Raw genomic sequence first — 15,025 nt, forward strand, 5'->3', positions numbered from 1 at the left:
CGCCTGTCCTGATGTTTAGACCGGATTATAGTACCGGGGCCACAGCGTGTCGGGGTCTTTTTCCCACCAATAGTTCAAGAAGTGGCGTCCTTCTTTGCCCCAAGCCCAGGCCAGATCTTCGGGTTTGATACGGATCCCATTTGGGTCCAGAAGGTTGGCGGGCTGACCGCGGCAACGTTCATCCAGGATATAGGCTGCAAGCCGTTCTGCATGTACGCGCGCCTCGCCCCAGACGTCATCGCGACCGATCTGTAAGCCAAGCGCAAATGTCCGCGAGAGAATATTTGTTTTCACCGGAAGGTAACAGAAACAATTCTTTGCGATATTCGCCTCTATGTCCCATTGATGGTAGCTCTCGGAAGATCCACCTGAATTCACAACCTGACGCACCACCAGCATTTTTTTGTAGATGGCTTCGAGAAGCCTATCGCGAACGATCCACACCGGAACCTTGAGGCTTTCAGACCTGTCTTTACGCTCGTTAACCATCTTGTCCATGATCGTGCTGAGGTAGGAAACCCAAAAGAAAAAGCCCTCATTCCCATCCAAAGTGTCAGAGGTGGTGTGCAACGCATCCGCCATCAGTCCAAATGCACGTGCGATATCGGGATCAAGCAAATCCGCTTTTTCCTGGGTTTCTTTCAACTTTGGTAAAAACCGATCTTCCCAAAGCGCATCGCGTAGGGTGCGGCCCGCGTTCAGCGCCTCAAACATGAATTTCATCATCAAATAGGTGCCCTGAAAGGTCACATCCCCCTGACCTTCGTTGGCCAGTTCGATATAGGCGATACAGGTCTCAAGCGCCTCGCGCTCTGTCAGGATGGGGGCGGGGCTTATGCCATCAGGCATCATCGGCAATCAGCAAAGTATTGTCCTCAGTGAAATCAACGCTGTACCCCATCAGCCAGAGCTTTGTGGCAGGTTCATCATTCAGCGAGTAGCGTAAAAAGGGGGCCAGAAGGTAACGGGTGACCTCAGGAATGGTGGTCATCATGTAGACCGCTTCGTACAGGCCTAAAAGCCATCCAGGCCTTTCAAAAATAATGCCTGTTTCATCATCGCCGATCGTTGTCGTCGCTCTCAGGCATGGCAAGCATCTCGGATGCAATGCTCGCTTTGTAGTGAGATCTGGTAATTTCCAGAATTGGTTTTTTCGGACCAACACTGCCTCATCATCACCAAGCTAACTTAATCTGTCGGCCACGCAATCGCGATACAGCTCTGCCAGCGCGATAATTTCCGCGTCAACCTTTTGGGGCTTAGCAACAAGATATGTTCCATTAAACGCAGCTTGTTCACGCAGCCAAAAAATCCGATCAATGAACTCAGTCCCGCCGGGTAAATGAGCGAAGGCCGCGTTTAACTGCTGCCGCGTTTCCAGCACTAACATCAGACTTTCGAAATGATGATCATCAAACAGCCCGGGGTCGTCGACGTATTTCAACCAATCATTCAATAATGTCATTACCCATTTTCTACACTTGAATTTGCGTCAGGTAATCCAGCGATACATTCAGACCTCCCGCTTATCTCCGCACCCAGTCGGCCCAGTCTTTGGGGTAGGTTTTCGAGTTCGCGAGTGGCGTGTCGTCGATGCCGAACATCGCGACGATGGCGGCGGCTTCGAAATTCCAATAGCCGACGTAGGTGTTGTTGGTGTTGTTGTGATTGGAGTAAAACGGATTGGTCGAACTGCGCATTTCTTTGAGCCAGCCTTTGTCAAACTGCATCAAGGCGACTTGCCGGTCGAAATCTGTGGCCTCTGGCGCGCAGGCGGCCAGCGCGTCTTCATAGGCCTCCGGCCAGACAAGCGTGTCCACGGGATCACGGCCGTCGCCTCGGCCGAGGTGTGCAATGAAAACCTCCCACAAAGCGTCGCGTTCAGGCCAGAAATCGAGCGCATCGATGAGCGGCTTTGCCTCTTCCGGCGTGAGTTTGCAGAGCACGGCCAAAGCTAAATACCGAGTGCGAAAATCCCAGCCGCCACTTTCTTCATCAAATGCTCTTCGAGGGGCAAGCCCACAAGCCCTTACATATATAGGGTAATATTCGACTAATAAGGATCGTGCATAACTGCAGCACTTTGATATTTCCAAGCCAGAGCTGTAAGCTGCCGAAGCCAGGTTGAAACCGAAAGTCTCCATAAAAGACCTGTCTGCAACCTGTTCATCATAGGTATTGCCAGCTCCTTTCAAATCTTCTGCAATTTCGTGGAGGAAATCCGCCCTGTCGCTCAAGTAAAAAGTCCAATAGTCAGGGTTCTTCAATTTATCTCTCATTGGTCTCCTGCTCTCCATTTCCTATTTTTTAGGCTTTCCCACTCAACGTCACCATTTTTGTCGACTCGAAGAATTCCAGGCTCGTGGCTTTTTTCAATTGATCGCGCCAATCTCGGGTCAAATTCTGTAGAAATGCGTTTCCGTATCCAACTCGGCGACATCTGCTTGGTCCCGTCCTTCAACGTCCCCAAGCCCGCTTTGCCATATTTTGCATCGGTCACGAAGTAACCAGGGGGAGGATTAGGGTTCTTGTAGACTGAATCCAACCCCTGATGGCCGGGTGTGTTCATATCGGAATTCGGCCCGTTGACCTTGATCCAAGGCGGGTCCTTTTTCGCCGCCCAGTCATCCGCCATCATCTCTCCAAACCTGCCTTTAGTGTTGTTCGAGGTTTCAGAAATCCTTGTCCAAGTGTCGTCTTTGTCTTGGACCATTGCCTCCCCATCGGGGGCACGCCGCACGCCTTTGGGGTCATTGGAGGCGCGGTAGCTTCCATCGTCGCGTACGTCATGACGTTCCTCCGCCTGCTCGGCACGCCGTTTTTCTTCTAGGACGTCCTGGGCGGGCTTGTCTGGAATGTCCCGGTTTCGGTCCGGTTCATAGCCGCCAAGATGATTTTCCTGCGGCGTTCCGTATTTGGCTTCGAGCGCGTCGATAGAGTGAGTTTTCGACCCTAGTTTGTGACCAGAACCATCTAATATTTCAATCAAGATGCTTCGTGAACTGGATGCAAACTTAACGCCAAAACGCAAAAACCGTAAAAAGGCGAGCCCCGCATAGATTTCAGCGGCCAGAAATACACCATCGACGGCAACCGTCGAGACGGCATAAAGCAATCCGCAATCATAATATTTCTGCTTCAGATCACTCCAGATGGATTGGAAATAATCTGCAATCTTGCCTTCCGCAATTGCCATGTGAAAGGCCGTTTCCCGCCCAATTTCTTCTAGTTCAGCATCAATATCGGCCTGTCTGCGCAGCAAAGTGCGGTCCATCTCATCACTGGAGAGCAGGAAATCCAGCCAACCCGGGCGCAACGACATAAGTTGATCGGCTCGATTCTGTAACTCGTTGGCTCTCATGTAATGTGCGATGCCGCTACCTGTGAAAAAGGCCTCAATCTGAGCAACGATTTCTTTACGAAAAGCTTCGTCACTCGCCAGAAGATAGATTGTCTCAAAAAGCGCATAGTATTCATAGACTTTGTTGATCGTATATTGGCTGATCGAGCAATTCCCTTGCGCATGGGAGGCAAAGGGATCGTCTAGGGCAAGAAAATCCGCTTCCTCGGCTTGGACGCGTCGCGCTGCCGTTGCCAGATTTGGGAAGCGTTCACTGATCCAGGGATCACTCGCGGCCCGAGCGGGGCCAGAACTTGCCTGCCCGTAGTTCGCGGTCATTAAAGATGGGATCGGAAGTTTTTGCGCCGCACGTCCAAGAATTTCTTGATACGCCGCGAGGGCATCTTCGTATTCCTGCTTTTCACGCAAAAACTTTTCTTCTTCAGGGGTGCTCATAAATGGTCCCTAAAAAAGCGATTGATCAAGGCTGGTTTCGTCCTGGTCTGAAAAGAAAGACCGAAGTACTTCAGGCGCCATTGCCGACCTTGACAAAGGTTGTGTCTCCGAATGGCCCGCCAAGGCAGGCACCGACAACCCTGTAACCGCCAAAGCTTTCAGGGCCTCGTTCGTGATCTGTGTGAGAGATGGGTCGTCGATACGCGGCGACACGCTGTGGTTCGAAATCTCAGCAATGCGGGAAATTCGTTTCGTGGGCGACAGGAATATTTGCCGCAAAGAATTGGCTGGTTCGATCCCTGCCTGAGCAAAGAACGCTTGCCTCAAACTGTCCCTTTGGGAGCGGCTTTGATCGGCCGCGTTATCCCACGAACCAGATGCTATTTTCAATGCCATAAATCACCTCAGTTCAAGTCGATTCTGCCGCCGGTCACTTTGACTGCAGAGGAGCCGTTGACCGTGATGTTCACCCCATCAAGAGAGATGTTTCCGTCGTGATCGAGCGTGATTTTCGACTTTCCAACAACAATCTCGTACTTCTCACCGACATGGGTGACCTTGTTATTGCCGACTTCTTCCCAGCTGCCGATTGCAACGCTTTCATTCTTTACACCACCTACCGTGACCTGAAGCCCTCCGCCAACCGTCAGGGCCTTAGCCGCGCCAACCATTTCCGTGGAAGACAGCATCACGGTTTCGGCTTTGTTTTTGGCAACGCCAATGATCAGGTTGCCTTCGCCCATATTCAGCGCGTCTGGCAGACCGAGTTTGCTGGTCATATCACCAATGGCGCTGGTGAATTTTTTGAAGGCAGAGGTCACCGCAGCCTGCAGTTTGTTGGGGCCAACCATCAGGGTCATATTGCCGCCGATGACCTCGTGGTGGTTATTTCCAACTTCGATGGACTTGTTGTGGCCGACAGATTCCGACTGATTGCGGTCAATCCGTTTGGCTCGGTTGTTCTCGACGTGTATCTCCTGATCCTTTTCGGCGTGGAGATAGATCTTTTCTGCACCCGTGGCATCTTCAAAGGTCAGCTCGTTAAATCCCTCGCTCTTATGGCTGTCCGAGCGGAAGGTGGATTTGGTTTTATGTTCCGGCAGGTCATACGGCGGGGTGTTGTGGCCGTTGTAGACACAGCCCGTGACGATCGGTTTGTCGGGGTCGCCGCGGAGGTGCTCTACGATGACTTCCATGCCGATGCGGGGGATGACCATGCCGCCCCAGCCCTTGCTGGCCCAGTTCTGGCTCACCCGCACGCGCATGGAATGCGCGCCGTCGAGGTCCCAGTGGTAGCGCACCAGAATGCGGCCGTGTTCGTCGCAGTCGATCTCGCCTTCGCCCACAACCACCGCCGTCTCGGGCCCCTGCACCCGCGGGGCGGCGGTGCGCCGTTCCGGTCGGTAAGGCGCGCTGTCGGGCATCAAGACATAAGCGCCCTCATAGGGGGTCTCATCGCCGCCTGCGTCGCCTGATCCATAGCCCTGCGCGCGGAATTGGTGCTCGGCCCGCAGGCAGACAAAGCACTGCCCCGTGGCGCCCGACACCGGATCACCCGCAAGGGTCACCCGCCAGCCCGCGCCCAGCGAGACGACATCGCCGACCGCCTCGTGACGTGGGGCCTGGCCGCGTTCTTCGTCCAGGCGGCGGGTCACAACATGGCGGCCCTCGTCCTCGGTTAGATAATCGCCGGGCCAGTCGTAGCTTTCCACATCGCCCTGCGGATGCACGGCCTCACCCAGCTGGTCGACCTCCTGGGTGGCATGGGGGATCTTAAAATTATACTCGGTCAGCCGCACCGCGCCGGTGGTGATCCGGGCCGCGGTTGACCATTTGTGGAAATGTTCTTCCTCGTGGCGGTGAAACCCCTCGACTCCGTAAAAGGCGCGCGCGCCACCGGGCACTTCGGGCAGCTGAACGGCCGCATCGCTCAGCACCAGCGTGTGCGAGCCAAGCGCGTGTTTCCACGACCGGCTGATGCCATGGCGCTCCAGCTGGCGGCGGATGAAATCCGCGTCGCTTTCGCCATATTGGACGGTGTATTCGAGGATGGGATAATCGCCAGAGGTCAGGATCTCCAGATGCGGATTGCCCATGGCGCCATAGGTTCCCAGCACCTCTTCAACGATTTCGATCACCGTTTTATTATGAAAGATCCGCATATTACGCCGCAGTGAGGCAACATGCAGCCAAGGCCGCAGCACCAAATCATAGCGAAACCCGTTCTCAAACGCGCCCCGGCTTCTGGCCTCGCAGACAATCCCGTCAAAGGCACGACGGCCCTGGGCGTGGTCGATTTCCACGGTGGCATGGGTGCCCAAAAGCGCGTTCAGATCGATGTGGTCCTGCAGGGAAAGCGCCTCAACGCGCCACTCAAACGGCCCCGAGATCTCCTCACGGCCATCCATGCGCAACAGCAGCAATTGGTCCCCGCCAAGCGCGGTCATCAGCCGACCCTGACGGTCCTGCTGCGAAAAATGCCTATTCAAAATATGAGTCCAACAAACAGTTAATGCCGTAGGGGGTAGCAAGCCGAACGACTGCACGCAAGACGTGTATTAAACGGTGTTGCAGCAAAGCAGCCCTAAGAACACAACGCAGCATTAGTCAAAATGAGCTCTCTACAGTCATTCGCTGCTTAATCTGCAAGTGCCCGCTTTGCTCCCTTCAAGCTGTCTGCATAGTTTTTGACCGTTTGTGGATGCCATTTGCCACCTTTGCGGGTTTTCATACCTCTCACGTTCAGCAGCTTAGCCGTTCCTGAAAAACTACCAGCCTCAGCCAAAGCCGCCTCCAACTCTTGGCAGATCGTTCCATAAAACTCCTGCTTTTCCTGCTGTCTGACCTTTGCAAGCCGCTGTGCGTTCCGCCCAAGGATCGTTCCACGCGCCTTGGCGGCTTGCAGGGCGGCTTAGCTTTGTTGCACAAATCTGGGTTTGACCGGGCTTCCCCTTTGAAATGCGTTTTGTTTCGATCATCACTGGGCGCACCCAAGCCTTCCAAAAAAGGCAAAACACTCATTCTTATCAGAACGTCTTGGTCAACAAGACACCCACTGTTCGCGGTTCTCCGCCTCGCACAAAGCTTCGCTGTTCAACCGAAGATCCGCTGGCATTTGTAGAGGTCAGAGGCAGGCGAGCTGTGGCATAATCACGGTCAAGAAGGTTTCGCGCGTAGATCCCTGCGGTCCACCCTCCGGGCGCATCATATGTCAATTGAGCATTGATCAGAAATCGACTGTCTGTGGCCTCGTCAGCGGTGTTTTCAACATTCCCAAATGCGCTGTCGGTATAAGATGCATCTACCCCGAGGGTTAGGCCATTGTCCCAACGGTAGCTACCACCGATACTTGCCGTGAGCTCTGGTGCAAACACAAAGCTATTTCCTGAAAAATCCTGCCCGTTGCTGACAAAATCTTTGTATTCGGTTCTTACATAAGCTGCTGACGCAAACAGGCTGAAATTTTCACTGACATCATTTTCGATCTGAAGCTCCGCACCAAACAATTCGGATTCCCCGACATTTTCGATGTTTTGGTCAAAGTTCACACCAGAGGCTCCATCAACCAAAACCTGTTGATCCGTCCATTCGGTATAAAATGCATTGGCGGCCACGCGCAGCGTGTCTCCTCGGAAGCTTCCGCGATAGGCAAGCTCAATCGTGTCAGTAAACTCGGGATCATATTCGTTGACCTCGCCGGTCACAAAATTGACCTGCGACCCGCCGGCTCGGTAGCCACGTTGCAAAGTAAGGCCAATCGTTTGCCCGTCAGCGAAATCATGGGCGACACCAAGTTTGGGTAGAAACGCATCAAAACTTGTGCTGGAATTGTTATCAAAATCTGGCAACTGCGGCGTTGAAGGCGCGGTCACACGGCTGGATCCAAAATCGACGGATTCATAGTCATAGCGTGCGCCCACTGTGAAGCGCAGCCCGGGGAGCCAGCGGTCAGCCTGAATCTCTGCCTCGCCATAAAGGGCGATGTTTTCCTCGTCATACACGTCACGCGTTATGCTATCAAAGGACAGCGCGCCGGGTGGCAAAGGCGCACCGCCACTTACGGCCGCGTCAAGCCTGCGATAGTCGTTCACCGTGTCATCCACGCTTGTGTAGAAGAGACCCACTGCACCGGTTATTCCGCGCCCCGTATCAAAGCGCAGCCGCAGGTCTTGGGAAAAGGTCTCCGCATCATTGGTTCTGTCAAACAACTCCGCATCGGCGGCGGAGAAATCACGATCTTCTATTCGACGGTAGTCCAGCGCGTAAAAACTGGTGGTCGACTCCAGAGTGAGGTTTGAATTGAATTCATAGGTGGTTTTAAGGCTTGCAATGTTGTGGCGGGCTGACTCGCGGGCTCCTGCGTTGGACAAGGTAACGCGGCGCTCCGGAAACAGTCTCTCTTCAATAAAATCCTCCCCTGCCGAACTGTCCGAATGGCTGAGGGAGAAAACAAAATTCAAACGATCCGTTGCATCCCACCGAAGCTTCGCACGGTAGGTGGTTGATTTGTGGCGATCATAATCCGTGGCCCCCGTTGTATCATTTGTGATATCACCATCGTTTTCAAAACTTTCGGCAGAAAACCGAAAGGCGACACGATCATCAATGATCGGTTGGTTCAATGTGAAGGCATAACGGCGGGTGTTGCGCGATCCAATTTCAACATGCGCCTTGGTCAACTGTTCATAGTCTGGGTCGTTGGATCGGATTATGACAGCACCGGCCAGAGAATTGCGCCCTTGTTGAGTGGATTGCGGGCCACGCAGGACTTCGACCTGTTCCACATCCCACGCGGAATAGGGGCCAAATATTGTTGCCTGCTGGTTGGGTAGGGCGACACCATCAACCTGCGTACTGATTAATAGCCCGCGCCCAACAATCCCACCCCGATCAATTCCCCGGATTGCAAAACCGCGATCCCCAGCCGTGGATGAAACCCCTGGTGTGCGCTCGACCACGTCATACACATCAACGTCGCCACGTCGCTCCAGATCTTTACCTTGCTCCACCGCGACCGATGTCACCGTATCAAACAGCTCGCGATCTTGCAGTTCTCCATGGATCACAATTGGGTCCAGGAGCAAAGCACCGCTTCCGTCCTGCGACAGCGCAGTCGATGCATAAAGGGCAACCAATGGAGCAAGGTAAAAATGTCTATATTGAGCAGGCATCTCGAAGGTCCAGTTCAGCAAAGAAGTATACTGTCTGGCGAAAGGGATGCCCTTTGGCTGGATCAAAGTGGCCTATGACACTTCCATTTTCTCCGCAATGGCAACACACGTCATCGTGAATTTTGGGGAGTTTAGTTGACTGAATCAACTTTCATGATCGCGTAAACCCTATCCGGCGCTTCTGAACCAGAATGGTGTCAGTCAAGCAAGCCCGGGCAGCCGACCATAGGGTGCGTCTTGTACTCGTTCCCAAGACGTTGTTCAAAATCTATGGGTACTTGTCCGTCGTTAGGAATTTTTAGACAGTTCGCTGCCTGACCGAAGAGAGGGGCTGGCGATCAGGTCATAGGATTTGTGGAAACGAGACACGGAAGCCTCTGACACAAAATACTTTTCCGTGTCAGTGAACGGAACGGCCACCGCGCGCAGCCACAAACCGCTTTTCTTCAAGGCTATCCTGATCCTAGCTCAAGTCCGAAGCGCAGAATGGGAAAACCCCGGTGCGAGATGTGCTCTCGCTCCGAGGGATGTTTGTAGGTAATGGCGTTTTTAGAAGGTCTTAGACCAACAGCAGGGCGTTTTCAGCCTGCAGCTCGTCCAGCGTGAACAGTGCGGTCTCTGCAGAGAAGCGAATGATTTCCACAAAGTTTCCGTCGCCTTCGGCGCTGACGTTCAGGATTTGCTGACCAAAGGTCTCATCAAACTCGAGTTCAAGGAAGTCGCCCAACGTGCTGTTGCTGTTAAAGCCATTCAGCAGCGCGCTGACATCCAGAACGTCCCCATCTTCCAGGGTGAAGTCCTGCACAAAGTCTTCGCGACCCAGGTCATCAAACACAAATGTATCTGCGCCTTGGCCACCAATCAGGTAATCCCGTCCTGCACCGCCAACCAAGATGTCGTCACCGCCGCGTGTCGCGATGAAGTCGTTGCCTCCGTTGCCATAGTATCGATCATCTTCGTTATTTGATCCACCCAATGAGTCAGCGAACTCGGTGCCAGAAAGAACCTCGAACCCGGTGGAATAGTTGGACTGTTGGAGCACGAATTCGAACGAGTCTGAATCCAACGTATCTTGGTCTACGACGACGATCTCACCGTCGATTTCAACCTCGTATCCTTTTGTATAGTTGCGGAACACGGTTAAGCCGAGACCTTCAAACAGACCTTCGTTCAAAAGTCCGGTGTAATGCGGGTCATATGTGCCGTTCCCAATAGGCCCAACATTACGACCTTGGCCATTGTGTCCGACCAATTGCAGAACATCATTGTCGCCAAGACCACCGTTAAACAGTTGCCCGACTGGTGCCGTTTCTGCCACCACATTGGCATCTTGATGCACTTCCAGGGATACGGTTCCCCCCACAATAAAGTCGCCGTCTGTAACCTCAATCTGAAGGTCATATTCGGTCACAGGCACACCAACGTCATCAGTTAGCGCTCCAGCCGTTCTGATCTCACCCGTTGTGGCGTCGATTTCGAAACGATTGCCACTGTCGCCGCCAACAATGCTGTATTCGAGCGCATCCCCATCGAGATCTTCGGCTTCAACCTGATAAATGACGTCGCCCAGTGCGAAATCAGTATCGAGTACGGTGATGATGTCACTTTCTATTGTTGGCGCGTCAACCTGATTGTGCACCGTAATGGAAGCCGTCGCAGTACTGCGGTCCGTGCCATCTGAGACCACATAGGTGAAGCTGTCTTCGCCCACAAAATTGGGGTCGGGGATGTAGGTAACCGTTCCATCAGCCGCCAGTCGCACGCTACCATGTTGCGGCTGGCTGACGTCGGCCACAACCAAAGTATCACCGTCCGCGTCGATGTCATTGAGCAACAAGGCCGTGATGTCGGTGTTCTCGTCCTCGTTGACGTCGATCAGATCGTCAACCGCAACAGGGCCGGTATTTTCGGCGTCATAGGATTTGACCAGTTCTTCGATGGTGAAATCTTCGCCATTTTGGAATTCTACCTGTTCAACGCCCAGAACCCTGTCTGTGCCATTTGCGTGTCGGAATATCACCGCATCACCGTCACGGTAGATGTCGTAATCTTCCCGCGCACCGGCCAACAGGATTGTATCAAAACCCTCGCCACCATGCACAGCGTCATCGCCGAAACCTGCGACAATGTAATCATCGCCCGCGCCGCCACCAAGCTGGTCTTCTTGGTTGGTGCCGATCAACAGATCATCTGCATCGCTTCCGGTTTCAAAGATCCCCTGTTGGAAATGTTCACCGCCGCGATCTTCCCACCATGCCGGGACCAACTCGTTTTGCTCATACAAGAACTCGGCACGCGGGCTGGTGTCAAAAATGTCCGACAGAAAGCTAAAGAAGCCGTACCGCGAGGGCTCGCTGATGCTGCCAAAGTTGGTGAATGCACCATCTCCGACATCACGCCAGATGTCCCAGACGGCCTGGTAAAGTTCGCGCATATAATCTGTGCGGTAAAACTCCACATAGAAATCAACCAATGATTCCGCGACTTCCGCTGGCAGGTCCGTATTGTCAAAGTGAAGAAGGTGTGCGCCGCCTTCATAGTCAGTGACCCCAATACCGTACCGATCCGCGATGTCGCGTTGTGCGTGAAGCAGATTTGACAGAGCAGGAATAGAGGACGGATAGGTCGGATCCATCAGGTTGTTGAACAGGAATTCATGCGCGTCCACTTCTGGGTCCGCAATTGCCTCCAGCAACGCATCGCGCAGCCCGTCATTAGTGAGGGTTTGCCCGCCAAAGTAAGTCGTTACGGCAATTGAATCAAAGACTTCGGCTGGTGGGATGAATGTGTCCGGCTCATAAAACTCCCAAGCTTCAGCTGCCAGTAAGTTTTCTGTTACGCTGAGGACTGCGGTTTGCGTGCCAAGGGTTTTGTGCAAAAGTGGGCGGTCTGCTTCGTCGACCTGATTAAAGGTCTCTTCAAAGATCAGTGCCGCTTCGGTGGCTTTTTTCGCTACGAAGGCATATCGCGCTGCGTTGTCCCCCGGGTCAATCCCCCAGGTTTCGACGGCTTCGTCACGCAGGTCATAGGTATCCCGGTAGCCATAGTTCCACAGCTCGTTCCCATATTCGACGGTGACTTTCAGGTTCGGGTCAAGGTTGTCACGAATATATGTGGCGTAGTACTCGACCACCTCAGCATTTGCCTTGGTTGGGATCGTAAACCACAGATCCGTGCCCGCTTCGTTTGCCAGCTGAACCAGGGCTTCCATCGGAACGCCGTATTCTGTCGCCCAGGAGCTGTCTTCAAGCTTTGGAATGTCGTCCAGAGTTTCGATAGGAGACTCGATTGTGCGCTGCCAGTTCATGGTGCGGAATTCGCGGAAGTCCTGCAGGCGCGAAATCGCTTCTGGATTAAACACTGCGCCCGCGTCGTAAAGGTCCACGTATTCTTCTTTGACCAAGGAAATGTCGCGCACGTAATCGCCGGTGCCGTTGGGGTCGGTGTCAAAGATACGAATTTCCACCGTGCCAGAGTTGTGGGTGAACACGATCTCATTGTCACTTTGGCTGACGATTTCTGCGTCCAGGTGCAGACCTACGTCGCCTTCACCTTCCCAGCGCAAAACATAGGTTCCTTCGCGCCCCACGGTGCCTGAGAAGATAAAACCACCATGTGATGCATCTTCCGGCAATGCGGTCAGGTAATCATTCTCGTCCAACAGGCCCATCTCTTCCAGTTGTCCGCGATTGTAATAACCAAACTCATTGGGGCGGCTGGCATAGTGTGGCCGCGCAAATTTCATCAGGTTCAAGAACGGCAGATGAGAGGTGTAGTCTGCAGCACCTGTCAAGCCGATCGAACCCGAGCCATCGGTCACGCCAAAAGCGCGGTCGGTTTGCGCGATCAGATCGCTTCGGGTTTCATCCACGTCTTCCACATTGATGGACACTTGCGTGGTGGTGGTGGCTTCTGCGTCGAAAACCGAAACCTCCAACTCGTGCAGGGATGTGGTTTCGAAATCCAAGGACGCGCCTTCTGCCAGCGAGATCGCTCCGGCTGCGTCAATTTCGAACAGACCGGCGTCGTTGCCACCACTGATTTCATACTGAAGCGCATCGCCATCTACGTCTTCGGCGGTGACTTGTGCCAGAACTTGATCAGAGCCAGCTGTCTCCAGCACGCTGGTGACCGCGGTGCCAGTAACGACCGGCGCGTCGTTGACTTGCAAGACTGTGACGGAAACGTTTGCAGTTGATGTTTGTCCCGCTGCATCTGTCGCTGTGTAGCTAAAGCTGTCGGTGCCATTGAAATCTGCAGATGGTGTGTAGGTGACAGTCCCATCGGCATTCAGCACCGCTGAGCCATTCTGTGGAGCGCTTATGGACAAAATCGCGAGGGCTTCACCTGAGTCATTTTCCAACAGGTCCAGAACGACAGTTCCGTCCTCTTCGACCGCGCCGGTGTCATCGGAGGTGATAATCTCGGGCGGCAGTTCTGGTTCGGGGAGGGGGTCCTCTGCGACCACTAGATCCGCGAGCGCGACAACGTCACTGTTTGACAGGCGCGCGAACTCCACGCCACGAACAGTGCTGGTTTCCCCGGTCGCAGTTGTGATGGTGTAGGAGCCATCTTCTTGAGCCAGAACAGTAAAATCCTCGGCTCTTCCACGCAGCCAAATCGTGTCGTTTCCGGCTCCGCCGTCGATGTCCTTGATGCCTTCGGACAAAACGATATTGTCGTTGCCGGCGCCACCGTTCAGCGTGTCGTTGCCCGTCCGCCCTTCGAGCCAATCGTCGCCGTCGCCCCCATTAAACGCCTCGTCATAACGTCCGCCGAGGAAAACATCGTCATATTTTGAGCCGGTGATTTCTTCGACGTCTTTGGTGAGATGTCCAAAGGTCAGCGCTGTTTCGAGAGCCGTGTCGGACAAGGGCGCATCCGAGCCAACAGCGTTGTTGTTATTGATTGGAACATAACCGGCTGCGACGGTCTCGCCGTTGAAGTCTGCCGTTGCGCCACGTTGGTATACTGCATAGCTGTTGTCAGTTGGATTGATGTCCAGCTCTTGGCCAAGCTGCCCATAAGCCCCGACAGATTCGATAACCAGGCCTTCCTGCCCGCCGCCAAAGGTCGCACGATCGTATCCGTCGCCGCCGTCAATGAACGCACCGTTTCCGCCACTGATTGCAAAGCTGTCGCTTCCGTCTTCGCCGAACAGCTGTTTGTCACCACCTGTAGACCGGAAATAATCGTCGCCTGCACCGCCATAAACCGCGACATCTTGGTCATAGCCAAGGAAGCGATCGTCACCCGAAGTTGCAACAATTGTTGCGACGTTCAGGCCCACACTAGCCAGCTGAAGCGTGGTTTCCAAGGCGGTTGTGGACAGCAAAGATGTGCTTGAAATATCGCTCTTGTTCAGTTGCAGGGTTGCATAATTAGCAAAGACCGTTTGATCACCAATAACAGCTGATGCGTTGCGAGCGTTAAAGATAAAACCTGTTGTATTTGCGGAAATTCCCAGCTCTTGGCCAAGAGTTGCCCAACGGTTCACCCCGGTAATATCGATGCCTTCATTAGAGTCCTCAAAGACCAAAGCGGTGTCCTCGGATCCAAGATCAACCAGTTCTCCCTGAAGAGAGATCTGCACCTCATTGGCCTCACTATCTAGCGCGCTTGTTGCGGCATCCGAGCTTTCTTCTGGGGCCAGTGCTGTGTCGCTTTCAATAATATCTGAATTAATTGAAAGCTCTTCAGTGAGCAGGGGCGCAATACCTTTGATTACTTTGTCCAATGTAAATCTCCGAAAAGATGTAGGTGCTCATATTGAGCGTTTGAAATCACAAATCAATTAACTTGGCTCGAGTGGAATTTAAAAATAAAATAACTGTGATGTGCAAATGGAATAATTTTAATAAATAAAATCTAAAAAATCACCAAGCAAGAAATGCGTCTGAATTGTGACGATTTGTGGTGCCTTTTAAAGATTTCTGGCCTTAAAGGGTAAGTAAAATCAATGTACAAGGTGGTGTGTGCAACATGTTTGAATGTGTGTTTGAATTGTGGAGAATTGAAGGGGAAGCCGCATTTGGCCGTGCCACTTTTTGGCGGGAAT

10 protein-coding genes are annotated in these 15,025 nt (G+C 53.3%); all 10 read right to left on the bottom strand.

The annotated features are described in order from the left end of the window. Positions 1–15: 15 nt before the first annotated feature. On the bottom strand, positions 16–849 hold the full coding sequence (locus tag GFB49_RS17625; RefSeq protein WP_153217252.1) for a hypothetical protein: 834 nt from the start codon (positions 847–849) through the stop codon (positions 16–18). Beyond that, entirely contained in the window at positions 842–994 is a 153-nt protein-coding gene (locus GFB49_RS17630; protein ID WP_194269385.1) for a hypothetical protein, read from the bottom strand. Before GFB49_RS17630 ends, GFB49_RS17625 begins: the two co-directional genes overlap by 8 nt. A gap of 189 nt (positions 995–1,183) precedes the next feature. Next, on the bottom strand, positions 1,184–1,465 hold the full coding sequence (locus GFB49_RS17635; RefSeq protein WP_153217254.1) for a hypothetical protein: 282 nt from the start codon (positions 1,463–1,465) through the stop codon (positions 1,184–1,186). A gap of 61 nt (positions 1,466–1,526) precedes the next feature. After that, the gene (locus GFB49_RS17640) at positions 1,527–2,279 is read right to left on the bottom strand and encodes a PoNe immunity protein domain-containing protein (RefSeq protein WP_194269386.1); all 753 of its coding nucleotides are present in this window, start codon (positions 2,277–2,279) and stop codon (positions 1,527–1,529) included. Then, positions 2,276–3,796, bottom strand: a complete 1,521-nt coding sequence (locus GFB49_RS17645) for a hypothetical protein (RefSeq protein WP_153217256.1) — start codon at positions 3,794–3,796, stop codon at positions 2,276–2,278. The genes GFB49_RS17640 and GFB49_RS17645 overlap by 4 nt, the downstream gene beginning before the upstream one ends. Before the next feature lie 9 nt (positions 3,797–3,805). Then, complete coding sequence (locus GFB49_RS17650) at positions 3,806–4,192, bottom strand: hypothetical protein (protein WP_153217257.1); 387 nt, start codon at positions 4,190–4,192, stop codon at positions 3,806–3,808. 8 nt (positions 4,193–4,200) lie between these two features. Next, entirely contained in the window at positions 4,201–6,243 is a 2,043-nt protein-coding gene (locus tag GFB49_RS17655; protein ID WP_153217258.1) for a type VI secretion system Vgr family protein, read from the bottom strand. A gap of 191 nt (positions 6,244–6,434) precedes the next feature. Then, entirely contained in the window at positions 6,435–6,581 is a 147-nt protein-coding gene (locus GFB49_RS21060) for a hypothetical protein (RefSeq protein WP_194269387.1), read from the bottom strand. A gap of 241 nt (positions 6,582–6,822) precedes the next feature. Then, positions 6,823–8,967 (bottom strand): TonB-dependent receptor, encoded by a 2,145-nt coding sequence (locus tag GFB49_RS17660; protein ID WP_153217259.1) that lies wholly within the window; start codon positions 8,965–8,967, stop codon positions 6,823–6,825. Positions 8,968–9,526: 559 nt separating this feature from the next. After that, complete coding sequence (locus GFB49_RS17665) at positions 9,527–14,704, bottom strand: Ig-like domain-containing protein (protein ID WP_153217260.1); 5,178 nt, start codon at positions 14,702–14,704, stop codon at positions 9,527–9,529. Positions 14,705–15,025 lie beyond the last annotated feature (321 nt).

This window comes from Tritonibacter litoralis, from assembly GCF_009496005.1.
GTDB classification, from domain to species: domain Bacteria; phylum Pseudomonadota; class Alphaproteobacteria; order Rhodobacterales; family Rhodobacteraceae; genus Epibacterium; species Epibacterium litoralis.